The following is a 17,861-nucleotide window of genomic DNA, read 5'->3' on the forward strand; positions in this document are numbered from 1 at the left end:
GCGGAGGGGACAGTGTCCCCGGGTCTCACACAAAGCCCATGGGGACGATCGTCCGGCTGATGCCCCATGGAGCACTTCGCCGCGAGGCGACCGCCCTCCGTCGGCCACGACATACGGCCCCGGCTGGTCTCCCCCGTCCAGTCGGGGCTTCTCATTGCCCGCCGAGCCGGAACACCGCTTTTCGACTTTTCGGCTTTTCGGCATTCCGCGGCCTGCGGCCCGCGGTGTCAGTCGCGGGCCGCCGTACCGCCCGCCAGCATCCGCGTCAGCACCGCCCGCTGCACCGGCAGCACCTCGGCATGGAGCGCTCGCCCCTTCGGGGTGAGGCAGACGGACACCCCTCGCCGGTCCTCCGGGCACATGCCGCGGGTCACGAGACCGTTCTTCTCCAGGCGGGCGATCAGCCGGGACAGGGCGCTCTGGCTCAGATGGACGCGGTCGGAGATCTCCTGAACGCGGTAGGAGCGGTCACCGCCGGACGCGGCACCCCCGGCCAGCACGTCCAGCACCTCGAAGTCGCTTGCGCCCAGCCCGTGTCGGTGCAGCTCACGGTCGAGCTCGCACAGGGTGCGCGCATGCACCGCGAGGATGTCACGCCATTGGTCCACGAGCACCTGCTCGGCCTTCTTCGCCGCCATGGGCGCACCGTAGCAAAGAATCGAGTTTGTTGCATCGGAATTAAATGCATTTGCATTCGATGCACGTGCATGTACTGTCTTCCGCATGACCTCTCCGCTCACCACTCCCACCACCGAAGGACGCTGGACACCACGGCTGTGGGGCACCCTGCTGGTGCTCTGCGCCGCGATGTTCCTGGACGCGCTGGACGTGTCGATGGTCGGCGTCGCGCTGCCGTCCATCGGCTCCGAACTCGACCTCTCCACCTCGACGCTGCAATGGATCGTCAGCGGCTACATCCTGGGATACGGCGGACTGCTCCTCCTCGGCGGCCGCACCGCCGACCTGCTGGGCCGCCGCCAGGTCTTCCTGGTGGCCCTGGGTGTCTTCGCGCTCGCCTCGCTGCTCGGCGGGCTCGTCGACTCGGGCCCGCTGCTGATCGCCAGCCGCTTCATCAAGGGCCTGAGCGCGGCGTTCACCGCCCCGGCGGGCCTGTCGATCATCACCACGACCTTCGCCGAGGGCCCCCTGCGCAACCGCGCCCTGTCGATCTACACCACCTGCGCGGCCACCGGTTTCTCGATGGGCCTCGTGCTGTCCGGCCTGCTCACCGAGGCCAGTTGGCGCCTGACCATGCTGCTGCCCGCGCCCATCGCGCTGCTCGCCCTGCTCGTCGGCCTCAAGCTCCTGCCGCGCAGCGAACGCGAGAAGGACCACAACGGCTACGACATCCCCGGCGCCGTCCTCGGCACGGCGTCGATGCTGCTGCTGGTGTTCACCGTCGTCCAGGCCCCCGAGGCCGGCTGGGCCTCGACCCGTACGCTCCTGTCCTTCCTCGCCGTGGCCGTCCTGCTCACCGTCTTCGTCCGCGTCGAGCGGCGCTCGGCGGGGCCGCTGATCCGGCTCGGCGTGCTCCGCTCCGGCAGTCAGATCCGCGCCCAGCTCGGCGCGATGGCGTTCTTCGGCTCTTACGTCGGATTCCAGTTCCTGGTGACGCTCTACATGCAGTCGCTGCTCGGCTGGTCCGCCCTGCACACCGCGCTCGCCTTCCTGCCCGCCGGAGCGCTGGTCGCGCTCTCCTCCACGAAGGTCGGTGCCGTCGTCGACCGCTTCGGGACCCCACGGCTCATCGCGGTGGGCTTCGTACTGATGGTCGTCGGCTACGCGTTCTTCCTGCGCATCAGCCTCGACCCGGGGTACGCGGCCGTGATCCTGCCGACCATGCTGCTGATCGGCGCGGCCTGCGCGCTGATCTTCCCCTCGCTCAACATCCAGGCCACCAACGGCGTCGACGACCACGAGCAGGGCATGGTCTCGGGTCTGCTCAACACCTCGGTCCAGGTGGGCGGCGCCCTCTTCCTCGCCGTGGTGACGGCCGTCGTGACCGCGAACTCCTCGGCGGACGCCTCGCCCCAGGCCGTCCTCGACAGCTACCGGCCCGGTCTGATCGTGGTGACGGGCATCGCCGTGGCGGGGCTGCTGATCACGCTGCCCGGGCTGCGGACCCGACGCCCGCAGGACACCGTCGTGGTCGCACGGTCCGCACGGGAGGACTCCGTACGGCAGGACGCGGAGGAGCGGGTGGTGATCGGCGACTGATCCGGTTCGCCGGCGACCTCAACTCCCGGCGTCGTCCCGGCGCTTCGCCCCGACGCGCCCGGCAGGCAGCCCCTTGCCTGCCGGGCACGCCGTCGTGACAGACTCGCTCCATGGGGAGACGCACGCAGGAGCAGCGGGACGCGATGACGATCGAGATCGGGTACGCGCTCGTCAGCGCCACCTTCGCGGCGGGCTTGGCGCTGGGTGCCGTGTCCGGCCCCGCGCTGCTCTTCGATCTCCCGCTCCCCGTCGAAAAGGGCCTGATCACCTCGGGGGTCCTGCTGGCCACCGCGCTCTTCGCGGTACGTGTGGTCACGGTGCTCGTCCGCTTCGGCCGCGCGGCCGGCACTCACCCGAGCCACCCCGGCCGCACCAACCCCGACTCATAGGCCAGCACGACCAGTTGGGCCCGGTCCCGGGCGCCGAGCTTCACCATGGTCCGGCTGACGTGGGTCTTGGCCGTGAGCGGGCTGACGACCAGGCGCCGCGCGATCTCGTCGTTGGACAGTCCGATACCGACCAGGGCCATCACCTCCCGCTCCCGCTCGGTGAGCCGAGCGAGTGACTCCGCGGCCGCGGGCTCTTTGGAGCGGGCCGCGAACTCCGCGATCAGACGGCGCGTCACCCCTGGTGACAGCAGCGCGTCACCGCCGACCACCGCCCGTACCGCGCGCAGGAGTTCGTCAGGCTCGGTGTCCTTGACGAGGAAGCCGGAGGCACCGGAGCGGATCGCCTCGAAGACGTACTCGTCGAGCTCGAAGGTGGTGAGCATGACCACCTTCACGTCCTTCAGGTCCGGGTCGTCGGTGAGCCGACGGGTCGCGGCGAGGCCGTCGAGCATCGGCATGCGGATGTCCATCAGAACGACGTCGGGACGCAGTTCCCGTACCTTGCGCACCGCCTCCTCGCCGTCGGCCGCCTCACCGGCCACCTCCAGGTCCGGCTGCGCGTCGAGCAGCGCCTTGAAGCCCGCCCTGACCAGTGACTGGTCGTCGGCGAGCAGGACGCGGATCACCGGTCCCCCTTCGCCGTCCACCGGCTCTCCCGCACCGTTCACCGGTCCTCCTCGACCTTCAACGGGAGCACGGCCAGCACCCGGAAGCCTCCGTCGTCGCGCGCGCCCGCCTCGATCGTGCCACCGAGGGCGACGGCCCGCTCCCGCATCCCGGCCAGACCGTTGCCGCTGCCGCCCGCCTCGGCGCCGGTCGCGGGCCCGTCGTCGTCGATCCGCAGCCGCAGTGCGCCCCGCGCGGATTCGAGCCGCACACGCGCGTGCCGCGACCCCGAGTGCCGTACGACATTGGTGAGCGCCTCCTGGACGATCCGGAACGCGGCCAGGTCGGTACCCGGCGGAAGCCTCGGCAAGCCTCCGGCGTTCTCGATCGCGACCGTCAGACCCGCGCTCGCCGCCTGCTCGACCAGTTCGGGGAGCCGGTCGAGACCGGGCGCCGGTGCGCGCGGCGCCTCCCCCGGCGTACGCAGCGTGTCGAGCACCTGGCGGACCTCGCCGAGCGCCTCCTTGCTGGCCTCCTTGATGGTGGTGAGCGCCGTACGCGCCTGCTCCGGGTCGGAGTCGAGGAGCGCGAGGCCGACACCCGCCTGAACGTTGATCACGGAGATGCTGTGGGCGAGGACGTCGTGCAGTTCACGGGCGATCCGCAGCCGCTCCTCGTCGGCGCGCCGGGCGGCGGCCCGCGCGCGTTCGGCACGCTCGCGGGCCCACTGTTCACGGCGTACCCGGGCCAGTTCCGACACCACCATGATCACCACGCCCCAGGTGATGATGCCGATTTCCTGGCTCCAGGAGACGGCTTGGTCGCCCGTGGGCGGCAGCCGGCGGTAGAGCCAGTGCCCCACCAACAGATGGCCGGCCCACAGCACGCCGACTGCCGTCCAGGCGGCCCAGCGATGCCCGGCGACGATCGCGCCGAAACAGCCGACGGCCACGGTGACGAAGACGGGCCCGTACGGATATCCGGCGCCCAGATAGACCAGCGCCGTCACGGCCGTACCGAAGGCGACGAACACCGGGTGCCGCTGCCGCCACAGCAGCAGGCCCGTGCCGAGGATCAGCAGCGCCCTCGCGAAGAGGTCCAGGTGGGCGCGCCCGCCGCCCTGGGCGTGCGCCGCGAACTGGGAGCCGCCCAGCACGAAGACGGTCAGCAGCAGGGTGGAACGCCACGGCCACCGGTCACCGCGCCCGACGTGCTCACCGAGGTGCTCGCCGCGGTGCTCGCCGCTCCATCGGTGCCACCCCGCCGGCCCGTGCCGCCACCACGGCGGTACCCCGGACCACACCGGGGACCTGGGGGTTCGCTGCTCTTCCATGACGGTCACGCTAGACGGCACGGGCCGCCCGGGGCGTCAGCCGGGCGAGGTGATCACGCGTACTCCCCACGGAGTACCGCCCGATCGTCGTCAGGAACCCGCCGTGCCGTTCCCCTTGCCCCGGGTCCCGGCCGGCTCGGGGTACACCAGTCCCACGCCGTGGGCGAGTTGGTCCACCGCGTGCCGGAAGAACGGTTCGCGGTCCTCGACGACCCGGTTGAACTGGCCGAAGAGCTCGAAACCGATCAGCCCGTAGAGCTGGGCCCAGGCGGCCACGAGCGCCGCGACCGCCTCGGGCGGCAGGTCGGGAGCGAGGTCGGCGGCCATCCGCCGCGCCTCGGCTTTCAGCTCGGCTGGCAGCGGGGTGCGGGCCATCCCTTTGCCCCGATACGCGTCACGCACGATGCCCAACAGCAGCAGCCCCACGCGGGAGGCGGCCGGGACGGTCGTGTCCGGCGCGGTGTAGCCGGGCACGGGTGAACCGTAGATGAGCGCGTACTCGTGCGGATGCGCCAAGGCCCAGCGGCGCGCCGCCACGCACACGGCGATCCAGCGCTCACGCGGCCCGGTGCCCGCGACCTGTTCGTGCGCCCCCTCCGCGCTCTCGCCGAGGGAGTCGTAGGCGTCAATGATGAGGGCGGTCAGCAGGTCGTCGCGACTGGGGAAGTAGCGGTAGAGCGCCGAGGAGACCATGCCGAGTTCGCGGGCGACGGCTCTGAGCGAGAGCTTGGCGGCGCCCTCCGCGGCGAGTTGTCTGCGTGCCTCGTCCTTGATGGCCGCGCTGACCTCGATCCTGGCTCGGGCGCGTGCTCCTCGTGCGGTACTCATGCGGGGAAGTGTGCCACGTTTTCAGAGCAGTGCACACAAACGAGAGCACTGCACATTAACGAGAGCGGTGCATGCTAAAAAGATCGGTGCACACAAACGTGAGCACCGCTCTTGCATTGGATCACCGACCTCATGCAGACTGCTCTCAAGCGAGAGCAGTGCTCACAAAAGCGAGCAGCGCTCACGCCCAGAGAGCGGCGCTCTCGTAACCGATGGGGGTCATCATGTCCACGCACGTCCAGAAGCCGGGCTGGTTCACCGTCAACGTCTTCAACCGCTCCGTGGCCTTCATGACCCGCCGCGGCCTCAGCATCTGGGGCTCCCGGGTCCTGGCCGTCCGCGGCCGCAAGAGCGGCGAGTGGCGCACCACCCCGGTCAACCTGCTCACTGTGGACGGGCAGCAGTACCTGCTCGCCCCCCGCGGCCACGTCCAGTGGACGCACAACATGCGGGCCGCGGGCGGCGGCGAGCTGCGCCTCGGCAAGAAGGTGGACACGTTCACCGCGACCGAGGTCGGCGACGACGACAAGGTTCCGCTGCTGCGCGCCTACCTCAAGCGCTGGAAGGCGGAGGTAGGTGTCTTCTTCGGTGGCGTCGGCCCCGACTCGTCCCCCGAGGAGCTGCGGCGCATCGCCCCCGACCACCCGGTCTTCCGGATCACGGTCGAGAGCTGACCGGCCAGGAGCCGACGGTCACCCCCGTCGGCCACCGGTGCACTCCCCCACCACGCGTCCGCGGCCACCGGACACACCTCGGCCACGGCCCCACGGCCACGGGTCACCGTCACTCCGTGGCCGGAGCGCTCTCGTCGGCGGTCGGCGCGGGGACGGCAGCCGATCGGCTGTCGAGCGCGGACAGGGCGCGCCCGGCCATCGGGTGGGACCGCACCAGCTCGCCCAGCGTGGTCGAACCGCGGGTGATCCTGGCGAACGCCTTCCAGGCGGGCCGGAAGCTGGTGATCGCCGCGTGGAGCATGCCCGGGCGGCGCTCGAAGGCCGCGAGCATGCTCTTGCCGACGGCCATCTCCACGCCGAGCCCCGCCTTGATGGCGAAGGCGTAGTTGAGTGCCTGGCGCCGGGTGTCCACCGCGTCGTGCGCCTCGGCGATCCGAACCGCCCACTCCCCCGCGAGCCGCCCGGAGCGCAGCGCGAAGGAGATGCCCTCGCGGGTCCAGGGTTCGAGCAACCCCGCCGCGTCGCCGCAGACCAGCACGCGCCCCCGTGACAGCGGGGAGTCGTCGGCGCGGCAGCGCGTCAGGTGTCCAGACGAGATGCTCGGCTCGAAGCCGGCGAGCCCGAGCCGGGCGATGAAGTCCTCCAAGTACCGCTTGGTGGCGGCGCCTTCGCCGCGCGCGGAGATCACGCCGACGGTGAGTGTGTCCCCCTTGGGGAACACCCAGCCGTAACTGCCCGGCATGGGGCCCCAGTCGATCAGGACCCGTCCCTGCCAGTCCTCCGCGACCGTCTCGGGCACCGGGATCTCCGCCTCCAGACCGAGGTCGACCTGGTCGAGCTTCACCCCGACGTGCGCCCCTATCCGGCTGGCACTGCCGTCCGCGCCGACGACCGCCCGGGCCAGCACGGTCTCGCCGCCCTGCAGGACGACGGCGACGGTGCGCCGGTCGGGCACGGCGGACCCGTGCTGCTCGACCCGCGAGACCGTGACGCCCGTGCGCAGCTCGGCGCCCGCCTTCTGGGCGTGTTCGACGAGTTGCTGGTCGAACTCGGGCCGGTTGATGAGCCCGAACAGCATCTGCTTGGAGCGCCGGGTGCGGGTGAACTTGCCGTCGAGCGAGAACGTGACCGCGTGCACCCGGTCCCGGAACGGTAGCTCGAAGCCCGGCGGCAGAGCGTCGCGCGAGGGGCCGATGATGCCGCCGCCACACGTCTTGTAGCGGGGCAGCTCCGCCTTCTCCAGCAGCAGGACGCTGCGTCCCGCGACCGCTGCCGCATAGGCGGCCGAGGCGCCCGCCGGCCCCGCGCCGACCACGACGACGTCCCACACCCGCTGTTCGTCGTCCGCCGAAGAGTTCTCGCTGCTCACGATGGTCTACTGCTCCCAGTCCAGCCGTCTGCCGCACCTGTCCCGAGCATCCTACGGCGGGCATCGCCGCAGGCCACTGTGGGAGGATCGGGGGCGTATGCGCCCTGCACACCAAGACGCGCGTACGCACCACCCGATCACTTGTACACAGAAGCACAACGTCGCACCTACAAGGAGCGTGCCCATGTCGTCGAATCCGGTCGCCGAGACCGTCGCCTCGCTCATGCCCAGGGCGCAGGCGGAGCTCACCGAGCTGGTGGCCTTCAAGTCGGTGGCGGACTTCGACCAGTTCCCCAGGAGCGAGAGCGAGGGCGCCGCGAACTGGGTCGCCGACGCGCTGCGCGCCGAGGGCTTCCTGGACGTGGCGCTGCTGGACACCCCGGACGGCACGCAGTCGGTGTACGGCTTCCTGCCCGGGCCCGAGGGCGCCAAGACGGTGCTGCTGTACGCGCACTACGACGTGCAGCCGCCGCTGGACGAGGCGGCCTGGACGACCCCGCCGTTCGAGCTGACGGAGCGCGACGGCCGCTGGTACGGGCGCGGTACCGCCGACTGCAAGGGCGGGTTCATCATGCACCTGCTCGCGCTGCGGGCGCTGAAGGCGAACGGTGGCGTTCCGGTGGGCGTCAAGGTGATCGTCGAGGGTTCGGAGGAGCAGGGTACGGGCGGTCTGGAGCGGTACGCCGAGGAGCACCCGGAGCTGCTGACCGCCGACACCATCGTCATCGGCGACGTCGGCAACTTCCGGCTGGGTCTGCCGACGGTCACCGCGACCCTGCGCGGGATGACGCTCGTACGGGTGCGGATCGACACCCTGGAGGGCAACCTGCACTCGGGCCAGTTCGGCGGGGCGGCGCCCGACGCGCTGGGCGCGCTGATCCGCGTACTGGACTCGCTGCGCGCGGAGGACGGTTCGACGACCGTCGACGGGCTGACCGGGGACGCGCGCTGGGACGGGCTTCAGTACGAGGAGGAGGCGTTCCGCAAGGACGCCAAGGTGTTGGACGGGGTCGAGCTGATCGGCTCCGGCACGGTCGCCGACCGCATCTGGGCGCGTCCGGCCGTCACCGTGCTCGGCATCGACTGCCCGCCGGTCGTCGGTGCCACCCCGTCGGTGCAGGCGGGCGCGCGGGCGCTGGTGAGCCTGCGGGTGCCGCCGGGCGTGGACGCGGTCGAGGCGACCAAGCTGCTGCAGGCCCATCTGGAGGCGCACACGCCGTGGGGCGCGCGGGTGAGCACCGAACAGATCGGCCAGGGCCAGCCGTTCCGCGCCGACACCTCCAGCCCGGCGTACACGGCGATGGCCGAGGCGATGGCGGTCGCCTACCCGGGCGAGGAGATGCAGTCGGCGGGCCAGGGCGGCTCCATCCCGCTGTGCAACACCCTCGCCTCGCTCTACCCGCAGGCGGAGATCCTCCTCATCGGGCTGAGTGAGCCGCAGGCGCAGATCCACGCCGTGAACGAGAGCGTCTCCCCGGACGAACTGGAGCGCCTCTCGGTCACGGAGGCGCTGTTCCTCCAGAAGTACGCGGCGAGCTGACCACCCGGCCGGGAGCACGGGCCGAGAGGGTCCTCGCCACACGGCGTGGGCCCTCTCCGCGTGCCGGGGCGGTAGCTTGGCCCGGTGGACAGCCCTGAAGCGACAAGCGCGTTACGTGCCGGGACGTACGGCGACGTCTCCACCGCACTCGCCCTGTACGGCGATCACGAGCTGGCGGAGCTCGTCGCCGGCGCGACGCCGCTCGGCCGGGGCATCGGGGGGAGATCGGCGCTGCTGGACGTCGACGGGACGCCCGTCTTCGTGAAGCGGGTGCCGCTCACCGAGCGGGAGTCGCTGCCGCAGAACGTCCGGTCCACGGCGAATCTCTTCGGTCTGCCGATGTTCTGCCAGTACCCCATCGGCGGGCCGGGATTCGGTGCGTGGCGCGAGTTGGCCGTGCACACGATGACGACGAACTGGGTGCTGTCCGACCGGTTCGAAGGCTTTCCGCTGATGTACCACTGGCGGGTGCTGCCCGACGAGGTACAGCCGCTGCCCGAGGAACTGGCCGAGGTGGACGGAGTCGTGGCCTACTGGGACGGCTCTTCGCAGGTACGCGACCGGATCGAGGCCCTGCGCGACGCCACGGCGAGCGTCGCGCTGTTCCTGGAGTACTTCCCGCACAACGTCCACGACTGGCTGGGCGCCCGGGTACGGGACGACGAGCAGGCCCTCTCCCTGGTGACACGGGAGCTGGACGCGGCAGTCTCCTTCATGAACGCGCGCGGGCTCCTGCACTTCGACGCGCACTTCGAGAACATCCTCACCGACGGCCACCGGCTCTACTTCGCCGACTACGGCCTCGCGCTCTCCTCCCGTTTCCGTCTGTCTGGCGAGGAGCGCGAGTTCTTCGACCGGCACGCGTCCTACGACCGGGTCTACACGGTGACGTATCTGGTGAACTGGCTGGCTGCCGCCCTCTACGGATACGGCAGGGACGAGCGGCAGGCGTTCGTGCGTGCCTGCGCCGAGGGTGAGCGGCCCCAGGGCGTTCCCCCGGCCGCCGCCGCCCTGCTCACCCGCCACGCGCCCCTCGCCGCCGCGATGGGGGATTTCAACCGCAGGCTCCGGGGGGAGAGCCGGCGGACTCCGTTCCCGGGCGACGAGCTGCGCCGCTTCGGTCAGAGCAGTTCGACCGTCTTCGCGTAGTGGCGGGCGACCAGGTTCCCGCCGCCCGTACTTGGGCCTCCGGCCGTCCACCATCGACATCACCCGAGAGGTGTCCCGGCCTCCAGATAGAGCGCGGCGCCACGCTCCCGCGCCCGCAGGGCCCAGCGCAGCCGTTCGTAGCGCACCGGCGGCAGCAGGTCCGCCGCCTCCTGTTCGGTCGCGAAGCGCCAGGCGCGCAGTTCGGGGCCGGGAAGCAGCAGTCGGCGGGCCTCGGCGGAGTCGAGGCGGCCTCCGTCGAAGAGGAGGCGCAGACCGCCGTAGCCGGGGGGTGCGGGCGGCTCCCAGTCCACCACCAGCAGGCCGGGAACGTCTTCCAGCCGTATGCCGGTCTCCTCGGCGACCTCGCGCATGCCCGCGCGCGCGGGAGCCTCCCCCGGCTCGACGACGCCGCCGGGAAACTCCCAGCCCGCCTTGTAGGTGGGATCGACGAGCAGCACCCGGTCCTCCTCGTCGAAAAGGAGGACTCCGGCGGCGACGGTCTCGGACGTCGGTTCGGGGGTCTGCACGATGTCGCACGCGGACGCGTCACCGGTGCGTACGGCTTCGGCGATGCGCAGTGCGCTGTCGTACGGGGTGAGGTCGCTGGTGTCGACGGGGTGGGCGTCGGCGGTGAGCCAGGAGGCGAGCGCCGCACGGTAGGGCTCGATGTGGTCGTAGGACCACTGGCGCACCCGTATCTCCCCGTCGGGGAGGCCCTCGGGTATCTCCCGGTCGGCTATACGCGCCCGCAGGATCGTTTCCGCCGGGGCGAGGAGGACATGGCGTACTTCGATCCGGCGCGAGGCGAGGCCGCCGAAGATCTCGTCACGGTACTCCTGGCGCAGTACGGTCATGGGAACCACGAGAACGCCGCCGAGCTCCGCGAGCAGGGCGGCCGCGGTGTCGACCACCAGGCGCCGCCAGATCGGCAGGTCCTGGAAGTCGCCGACCTCGGCGAGGCGTTTGGCGGGCAGCAGGTGCGTGAGTTCGCCGCCGATCACCTCGGGGTCGAAGAGCGTGCTGTTCGGGATCAGGTCGATCAGTTCCCGTGCGGTGGTGGTCTTCCCCGCACCGAACGCACCGTTGATCCAGACGATCATTCATACTCCAGAACAGGAAGGCCGCTGAACAGCGGCGGAGCCGCTTTCACAAGGTCATCTGGGAGCGGCGTGGGAAAAGACGGTGTCCATAGACCCGCACCCACTACTTCCTTCTCCCAGACTCCCTGTAGATAAGCCACGATCCGCTCCTCCATCGCGACCGTTACCTCGCTGTAGACCCCCTCCACCCCAGGAAGCTCGTGCCCCATTCGGTCCTCAACCGCCACACGCGGGATATCCCCTGCCTCATCCAGCTTCGCCTTGTGCCAGTGCCGCAGGCGGTAGATGTCCTCGCCGGCCATCTCCTCCACGGCCGGCATCGCAGGCCGTGCCCACCGCCTGTACCGCGGCCCCGAGTCCCGCTCCTCGGCGCCGTCCCGGATCGGGTACCAGTAGTTGTCGTCGAAGTTCGTACTCAGCAGCGGCTTGCCCATGACGGACAGGAACGTCCACGGCTGATCGTGCGACGCCAGCAACGCACTGTGTATCTCGTGGAGGAAGGGCGGCATCACCAGCGTCCTCCAGCTGTCGTACTTCGGGGCTGCCAGCACCGGCTGCTTGTCGGCAATATACGTCTGGTATCGCACCCGCATCGCATGCATGGTCTCGTACCGCAGGCCGGCCTCTTCGCGGAGTTCGGCGTCAGGCTCGGACGCCGGCCAGTACGGCGACGAGTAGCCGCGCTGGAGACCGAACGTCTCGCCGGGAGGCCGGGCACCGGTGAAAGCGATGGTCCAGATGTACGCCCAGCCGGTGAAGCCCCACACGGTATGGGCGTTGACGGCCAGTTGGTGAACGGACTGAATGGAAAGTTTCCGCTTCACGCGGCGGGTCTGCTTCTTCTTGTACACACCGCGGCGCCGCTGTTCCACGATCGGGCTCTCCTCGCGGAGTTTGTACTTCACCACCGCGTCATCCATCAGCATCTTGAACAGGCCGAGGATGTTTTTGCTGTAGTTGTGCGAGTACTTCTTGGTGACGTACCGACGGAAGGCGTCGTAGTCGATGGGCGTGATCTCATCGACAGCCCACTGCACCCAATAGGGCTTGATCACCGCATTCAGGCGTGAGCCGTTGGTCCGGTTGGAATTGGCGCGCAGCTTGTTCTCTTCGAACCAGCGGTCGATGTAGTCCGCCATGCTCGTACGGTCGGCAGACTTGCGCCCGGCCCGCTTGTTGCGGACGTCGGACTCGCGGTCGAGCCCGTAGTTGTAGGCCTCGTTCTCGTCGGCGAACGGCACGCCCGCCTCCGGCCCGCTGGCCGACTCGTACCACTTCTTCTTCGTCGGCTTGCCATTGTCGTCGAGGCGGTATTCGCCGCTCCACCATTTGACGCGGATCGAGTTCCCGCGGGTTTCCACATAGGGCATTCGTCATCCCCCAGATGATCGAAGTGATGGTGCGGGAGCGTCGGCGGGTGCTTCTTCCGCCGACCTCCTCAGTGATTGCGGTTCCTACGATGCACGGCCGACGGGGACAGCCGCCGCAGGTTCCGCAGTTTCGTCCCTGCACCCTGATGCAGGTCCATGGAGCCATCGCAGGACTGGTCGTCGGTGACCAACAGCTCCAGGTCGCTGTGGGTCTGTGTGAGCATCGACCGGACCGCGGCGCTCAACGTCGCTGCCGAGTTGTACACGGGCATCACGACGGACACCAGGGCCACGACGCTTCTCCTAGCCGGTTCAAGAACGACAGTCCGTCCATTCAAGCACCGCTATCGGGTAGGAGCTGACATACAGATAATCGTCGCTGGCCAGGGCTACGTGGGGCTTCCCCTGGCCGTATGCGCCGCCAAGGTGGGTCACCGTCTCGTCGGCTACGACGTGGACCCGCAGCGTGTCCAGCAACTCGCCGTCGGCCAGTTCTGCGTGGAGGGCGTGGACTCCCCCGCGCCTGCGCGCAGTGCTGGAGTCCGGGGCCCACTCTGCGACCACCAACGCTGCCGCGCTGGCCGACCAGGGCCTCGCGGCCGCCGCGCGCCTGCCCGAGGACGCCGAACGGGTGGCCGGCGAGGTGCTGTTCGAGCCGAGCAGTCACGGCTGTCTGCGGGTGTTGCTGGACCAGGACGCTGTGCTGCCCGAGCCCGTGGACGGCACGCAGCGGCCCTCCTACCCGATTGACACGTCGGCGTCTCGCCATGGACATCTTCGAGTTCCGGTGGTGTCCCTGAGGAGACGTTTTGCTGCCACCGGCCGGACGCGACAACGCCGCTGATCGCCGAAGCCCCCAGCAAGACACCGATGAGATCTGTCAATGCACCAGCCGGGACACGCATCGGCCTCCACCAAGACCCGTGACGGCCTCACACGAGTACGCCCAGTCCCCGACGCGGAACAGCGGCGCGGGAACGGTCAGCCGGTTCGCCACCAGTACCTCGATCACCTGGCCGTGCGTCAGGTCCGCCCGCAAATCCGGTGGCCGCAGCCCATCGACGAGACAGACAGCCAGCGGCGGCCACCGAGGTGGACGCCCGCACGCAGCGCAGCACGCGCACGCGGACGGAGAAGGCCGGACACTGGCGGCACGCCCTCGCCGAGCAACTGCACGTACAATTCAGCCTCGACCGGCTGTTGTTCGGCAGCAGAGTCATGCCCCAGCGCCCCACGGTCGAGTTCGGATCGGGCGTTGCCGAGGCGATGCAGTCGGTCGGGACGACCCGCGCAGCGACGAAAGTCAAGGTTCTGCACCCGGAGTGGGACGGCACAGCTGTTAAGGCCGAGGGGCGCTCATCCTCACCGAGACCGGGACGGGCGCTCCGGATCCGGTCGGCAATTTCCCGATCAGCCCGGCTGCCTAGTAGCCCAGCGCCTTTCTGCTGGCTCCCAGATGTAGCGGGCGAACTCACCATCGGCGGCGCCCCAAGCTTCCCATCCGCGTCTTCCATAGTTGATCAGGAGCGTAGAAGTCTCCGGGGTGGGGGGCGCAGCCTCGCAAAGGTCACGCAACTGCACGAGCGCTTCCGCAGGAAGATCGGGCGTCATCGAGACCCGCCAACCCTGTTCCGTCCGCAGGTCGAACCCCGCAAGTCCGGGACTTCCGACCTCTTCCTGTTGGCCGCGCAGGAAGCGGCGCAGGGCGGCACGCGTGCCGCCGTCAAGAGTGCCAGCGAGCCGCGTGCCGAAGTGCTGTGCGAGCGACTGCAAGAACGACGTTGCCGCGATTACACCACCGGCCTCCATCATCATGGTCGCGACGTTGTGCGCGTGGGAGAGCTGCCCACCCACCTTGACATCGTTGAGCACAACTTCGTGTTGCTCTTGGTCGCTCTGTACTTCGTCCCCCACCGGAACCCCTCTCGACGCGTCGAGCATGCCAGCTCACGCAACCTGGAGTCTCCGTTTGGGCGTGAACAGTGCCGATTCACCCGGTCATGGTCGAAGACCTCGTCGCAGGCACCCGCGACTTGTACGCCCAGACCGAGGAACGCCTACTCGGCATCATCGCCCGGCAATTCGCCGCCGGCCTCGACGCACCCGGTTGGGCCGAGCGCAAGCCGCCTGCCGTGCAGGCCCTACGCACCGCCTCACAGGCCGTTGTCGACGAGGCGGGCAAGGCCGTCACCCCCGACGTGCTCGATGCCGTGACCGAGGCGTACAACAACGGTCACCGGCCGCCGTAGCCGAGTTGGGCGCCCTGTGCGACGACGCGCGCCGTCTGGTCAACGACGTCACCCCGAACGCGCAGGCCGTCGACCGCCTCGTCGAGCAGACCGTCACCCTGTTGACCGACCGGCACCCGTCGATTCTGCGGACCGTCGAGGACGGCTACCGCTCCGTGGTAGCCGAGGTCACCGCACCGCCCCTGCTCGGTACCGGTACCCGCCGACACGCCACGCAGGACGCCATGCGCGCAAGGGCCGACCGCGGCATCACGTCGTTCGCGGACCGCGCCTGCCGCCGTTGGAAAATCACGTCGTACGCAGAGATGGCCGCCCGGACGTCCGTCGGACGGAGAGCGACCGAAGCGCACGCCCGGACCCTCACCGACGCTGGGATCGGTCTGGTCATCGTCTCCGATGCCTCGCGCGAGCGCCCACAGTGTCGCAGGCGGGAAGGCAAGGTGTTGTCCCTGTCCGATTCGGCCGGCGCCCGCACGGTCGAGGTTGAGCGCGCCATCGAGGACGGCCGCATGGTCCGCGTGGACGTCGCCGGACCCCTCGACGAGGCACGACAGGCAGGGTTGCAGCATCCCAACTGCAGCCACTCGACGGGCGCTTACACCCCCGGCCTCACCCGCCTTACCGAACCGAGCAGCGCCCTTGACGGGTACGAGGCCGGACAGCGACAGTGTCTCGGCCACGGCAGCCAACCCCAAAGCCCCTGCTCCCGCTCTCCCGACTCAGGGCGCCGCCAACCTGGAAGTCCGACAGCAACCTCCGAGCTTCCTGCCCCTCAGGAACGGACAGGCCGTTCTCAGACCTCCCGGGAATCTTGCCGGTCGAGCGCAGCCAGCACGCGAGTCGGATCGTCGATCAGATCGAACAGGCCGCTGGTCCGTCGCGCCCACTGCTCAGGATCCTCTCCCTCCGCGAACGCCGCGGCCGACGCGAACTGGTCCTGGAGGTTGACCGGCAGTCTGCCAGCCAGGGACACACCGAGCTCTCGGCCCAGGACGGCTCGCGACGAAGACGGCCGCATGAAACGGGCCAGCTCGCCGGTCGCCGGAACGGCGGAGCCGCTCACGCCCTCGAGAGCCGCAACAGCATCGCGCACCCAGCCGCCATCCCCGGTGTCGGGGAGCGGAACAGCGATCCGCTGAACGCTGGCGATCGTATCCCTCCCCAGCGCGAGCGAGAGCCCTCCCGGATCCTCGTGGTAGTTCAGGTAGCGGGCGACGTCGACGCCTGGCGGGCAGACCTCGTCGAGCACGACGTCGCCGACGAAGTTGCCGGGGTCGACGAGCCACCCCTGCCGCACCACGACGGATGGCTTCAGACGGACCCGATACAGATAGAACTGGCTGCTCTGGTCGGCCTGGTCGCGGATCCGACGCAGCATGTTGTGGACAGCGGCCTCGTACGTGCCGACATGGAGGGCCAACGCCCGTCGGCGCACGGCCCACGCGGAAACCTGCTGCTCGCCGCCCATCATCCTGCGGGTCTCGGGGGTCAGGACGGCTGCCGGGTCGAAGTGCCGCGTCGGCCAGTCCGGCTGCGTGCTCGTGTGGTACCAGGAGAACTGCGCGACCCTGTCGTCGTCGAGCGCCGGGTCGCCGGAGTCGAGCGTCACCCGAGGCGAGTCCTCGTGCTCGCAGGTCATGCCACAGGCGGGGCAGGTCTCCTCCGCCTGCTCCCACCGACCGATCCAGTCCAGATCGACGCGCCACCGATGATCGCAGCGCCCACAGAGCATCTGCCGCTCGCGCGAGAAGTCGATCCGCCGTTCCACGGCACCATTCTCCGGAAGCCTTCGACGGAGGACCAGCCCACTCACCACCACCGCGACCTGAGAGAGGAGCTGTGTCACTGGCAGCAGACCGACCCGGACTCGCAGGGGCAGATCGACGCAGCGTGCGTCCTCATGTCCCCCCGGTACCCCGGGTCGTAGATGCGGTCCGCAGCTGCCTGGGCCGACTCGACGGCATTGTTGCGGCTCTGCTGTAAACCATGTCCGTGATCACCGAGCAGAGCAAGCGGACGAGGCGATCGTCAGGGACCGGAGGGGCGGACTTCTCCTCGTTTTCGAGGAGATCGACATCCTCAGGGCTCTGTCTCACCGGGGTGTCTCCGTGTGTGCGTTCAGGTCAGCGCAGGCCGTCTGCGTCGTCGTGCTCTTCGCCGACTGGGAGTGGCCGACCGCCGTCCCCGGGGTCCTCGCTGTAGATGACCGCAGAGACCGTGTGAGCGTTCATGCAATTCCCCATCAGAGGCACCGTCGACCCCACGTAATTCCCCAGTTGGTTGCGGCCGGTGACGGGCCGCCCGACTGCTGAGTGTGGGGCTGGACAGTGCCCTCAAGGGCGCCTGCGGCGGCGCTTCGCGCTGGGCATTCGCCCACCCTTGACCGCCCTGACCAGCCCTGATGATCGGCGGCTATCAGGCGGCCCGGAAACCCTGGCGACCGTGGGGAACGAGGAGCAGCTCCGGCGTCCGCATGAGGACGAAGGCATCGGCACCGCGATGGACCCGGCCCATTCCGTGAAGTTCCGGCTGGGGAATTACGCGACGTTCCACAGACCGCGCTGTCGTATGCGCCGTTGAGGCTGTTGCCGCTTGTGCCGAGCATGTTCTCCCAGTCGATACCCATGCCGACGAGCCTAGACCGTACTGCTCGATGATCTCGGCGATGCGGGCGTTGAGCTCGTCGACCCGAGCGAAGATCGCCGCTTCCTCTTCAGGGCTGATGCGCCGCGCCGGTCGTCGAGCCGGCCATGCTCCTCCATGACGAGGGCCATGGCGTCTTCGGGCGAGTCCGCGCGACCCGCGATGGTGCGGTGGACGGCTGCCGCTTGCTGAAGACGGACGCCATCTTCGACTGGCTCGTGCCGATGTCGAAGGCGTCGAGGGAGAGGACGACCGCCATCGTCGGGTCCTTGGTCATGATGCTGCCCAGCTGCGGGCGCGTCTAGCCTTCCCGACGCTCTTCCCGGTGATCGGGTTGGCGGCTTGCGGGTACCCCGGGTGTAGCGGTTCAGGGCTCTGTGCTTGCCGTGGTACG

18 protein-coding genes and 2 pseudogenes are annotated in these 17,861 nt (G+C 69.6%); 8 read left to right on the forward strand and 12 right to left on the reverse strand.

Going from position 1 to position 17,861, the window contains the following annotated elements:
* Positions 1–227 precede the first annotated feature (227 nt).
* Positions 228–638, reverse strand: a complete 411-nt coding sequence (locus tag OG819_RS40230) for a MarR family transcriptional regulator (protein ID WP_266654065.1) — start codon at positions 636–638, stop codon at positions 228–230.
* Between the two features lie 85 nt (positions 639–723).
* Between OG819_RS40230 and OG819_RS40235 the strand changes: the two genes are divergently transcribed.
* Positions 724–2,217 (forward strand): MFS transporter, encoded by a 1,494-nt coding sequence (locus tag OG819_RS40235; RefSeq protein WP_266654067.1) that lies wholly within the window; start codon positions 724–726, stop codon positions 2,215–2,217.
* 110 nt (positions 2,218–2,327) lie between these two features.
* Positions 2,328–2,606 (forward strand): DUF6332 family protein, encoded by a 279-nt coding sequence (locus OG819_RS40240; RefSeq protein ID WP_266654069.1) that lies wholly within the window; start codon positions 2,328–2,330, stop codon positions 2,604–2,606.
* Here the strand turns inward: OG819_RS40240 and OG819_RS40245 are convergent.
* The 3 genes from OG819_RS40245 to OG819_RS40255 all read right to left on the reverse strand — a co-directional run bounded on the left by OG819_RS40245 (position 2,567) and on the right by OG819_RS40255 (position 5,373).
* On the reverse strand, positions 2,567–3,232 hold the full coding sequence (locus OG819_RS40245; RefSeq protein ID WP_266634986.1) for a response regulator transcription factor: 666 nt from the start codon (positions 3,230–3,232) through the stop codon (positions 2,567–2,569). The genes OG819_RS40240 and OG819_RS40245 overlap by 40 nt on opposite strands.
* Before the next feature lie 38 nt (positions 3,233–3,270).
* Positions 3,271–4,545 carry a sensor histidine kinase gene (locus OG819_RS40250; RefSeq protein ID WP_266654071.1) on the reverse strand — a complete coding sequence of 425 codons (1,275 nt, stop codon included), beginning with the start codon at positions 4,543–4,545 and terminating at the stop codon, positions 3,271–3,273.
* 90 nt (positions 4,546–4,635) lie between these two features.
* On the reverse strand, positions 4,636–5,373 hold the full coding sequence (locus OG819_RS40255) for a TetR/AcrR family transcriptional regulator (RefSeq protein WP_266654073.1): 738 nt from the start codon (positions 5,371–5,373) through the stop codon (positions 4,636–4,638).
* A gap of 224 nt (positions 5,374–5,597) precedes the next feature.
* Here OG819_RS40255 and OG819_RS40260 point away from each other — a divergent pair, with 224 nt between their 5' ends.
* A complete protein-coding gene (locus OG819_RS40260; protein ID WP_266426198.1) occupies positions 5,598–6,047 on the forward strand; it encodes a nitroreductase family deazaflavin-dependent oxidoreductase in 450 nt (149 codons plus the stop codon).
* A 109-nt stretch (positions 6,048–6,156) separates the two neighbouring features.
* Here OG819_RS40260 and OG819_RS40265 read toward each other — a convergent pair whose 3' ends face one another.
* Positions 6,157–7,416: a geranylgeranyl reductase family protein gene (locus OG819_RS40265; protein ID WP_266632459.1), complete on the reverse strand. Its 1,260-nt coding sequence runs from the start codon at positions 7,414–7,416 to the stop codon at positions 6,157–6,159.
* A gap of 184 nt (positions 7,417–7,600) precedes the next feature.
* Here OG819_RS40265 and OG819_RS40270 point away from each other — a divergent pair, with 184 nt between their 5' ends.
* Both OG819_RS40270 and OG819_RS40275 read left to right on the forward strand, forming a co-directional pair.
* Complete coding sequence (locus tag OG819_RS40270; protein ID WP_266654075.1) at positions 7,601–8,956, forward strand: dipeptidase; 1,356 nt, start codon at positions 7,601–7,603, stop codon at positions 8,954–8,956.
* An 84-nt stretch (positions 8,957–9,040) separates the two neighbouring features.
* Positions 9,041–10,105 carry a protein kinase family protein gene (locus OG819_RS40275; protein WP_266654077.1) on the forward strand — a complete coding sequence of 355 codons (1,065 nt, stop codon included), beginning with the start codon at positions 9,041–9,043 and terminating at the stop codon, positions 10,103–10,105.
* Positions 10,106–10,164: 59 nt separating this feature from the next.
* Here OG819_RS40275 and OG819_RS40280 read toward each other — a convergent pair whose 3' ends face one another.
* From OG819_RS40280 to OG819_RS40290, 3 genes and pseudogenes are all read right to left on the reverse strand, one after another.
* Complete coding sequence (locus OG819_RS40280; RefSeq protein ID WP_266654079.1) at positions 10,165–11,205, reverse strand: NUDIX domain-containing protein; 1,041 nt, start codon at positions 11,203–11,205, stop codon at positions 10,165–10,167.
* The gene (locus tag OG819_RS40285; RefSeq protein ID WP_266654081.1) at positions 11,202–12,575 is read right to left on the reverse strand and encodes an integrase; all 1,374 of its coding nucleotides are present in this window, start codon (positions 12,573–12,575) and stop codon (positions 11,202–11,204) included. The genes OG819_RS40280 and OG819_RS40285 overlap by 4 nt, the downstream gene beginning before the upstream one ends.
* A gap of 149 nt (positions 12,576–12,724) precedes the next feature.
* Positions 12,725–12,868 (reverse strand): annotated as a pseudogene (locus tag OG819_RS40290) (glycosyltransferase family 2 protein); the annotation flags it as partial.
* A 173-nt stretch (positions 12,869–13,041) separates the two neighbouring features.
* Between OG819_RS40290 and OG819_RS40295 the strand changes: the two are divergent.
* A complete protein-coding gene (locus tag OG819_RS40295) occupies positions 13,042–13,419 on the forward strand; it encodes a hypothetical protein (RefSeq protein WP_266655627.1) in 378 nt (125 codons plus the stop codon).
* A 566-nt stretch (positions 13,420–13,985) separates the two neighbouring features.
* Here OG819_RS40295 and OG819_RS40300 read toward each other — a convergent pair.
* Positions 13,986–14,516: a hypothetical protein gene (locus tag OG819_RS40300; RefSeq protein WP_266654083.1), complete on the reverse strand. Its 531-nt coding sequence runs from the start codon at positions 14,514–14,516 to the stop codon at positions 13,986–13,988.
* Between the two features lie 59 nt (positions 14,517–14,575).
* Here OG819_RS40300 and OG819_RS40305 point away from each other — a divergent pair, with 59 nt between their 5' ends.
* Complete coding sequence (locus OG819_RS40305) at positions 14,576–14,824, forward strand: hypothetical protein (RefSeq protein WP_266654085.1); 249 nt, start codon at positions 14,576–14,578, stop codon at positions 14,822–14,824.
* Here OG819_RS40305 and OG819_RS40310 read toward each other — a convergent pair.
* Positions 14,809–15,033 (reverse strand): hypothetical protein, encoded by a 225-nt coding sequence (locus OG819_RS40310; RefSeq protein WP_266654087.1) that lies wholly within the window; start codon positions 15,031–15,033, stop codon positions 14,809–14,811. The genes OG819_RS40305 and OG819_RS40310 overlap by 16 nt on opposite strands.
* Between OG819_RS40310 and OG819_RS40315 the strand changes: the two are divergent.
* A pseudogene (locus OG819_RS40315) lies at positions 14,926–15,423 on the forward strand (phage minor capsid protein); the annotation flags it as partial. The gene OG819_RS40310 and the pseudogene OG819_RS40315 sit on opposite strands and share 108 nt — an antisense overlap.
* 194 nt (positions 15,424–15,617) lie before the next feature.
* On the opposite strand, the gene OG819_RS40320 reads toward OG819_RS40315, so the two are convergent.
* A complete protein-coding gene (locus OG819_RS40320; protein WP_266654089.1) occupies positions 15,618–16,592 on the reverse strand; it encodes a hypothetical protein in 975 nt (324 codons plus the stop codon).
* A gap of 945 nt (positions 16,593–17,537) precedes the next feature.
* On the reverse strand, positions 17,538–17,744 hold the full coding sequence (locus tag OG819_RS40325; RefSeq protein WP_266654091.1) for a hypothetical protein: 207 nt from the start codon (positions 17,742–17,744) through the stop codon (positions 17,538–17,540).
* Positions 17,745–17,861: the final 117 nt, after the last annotated feature.

The organism is Streptomyces sp. NBC_01549 (assembly GCF_026339955.1).
Taxonomy (GTDB): Bacteria; Actinomycetota; Actinomycetes; order Streptomycetales; family Streptomycetaceae; genus Streptomyces.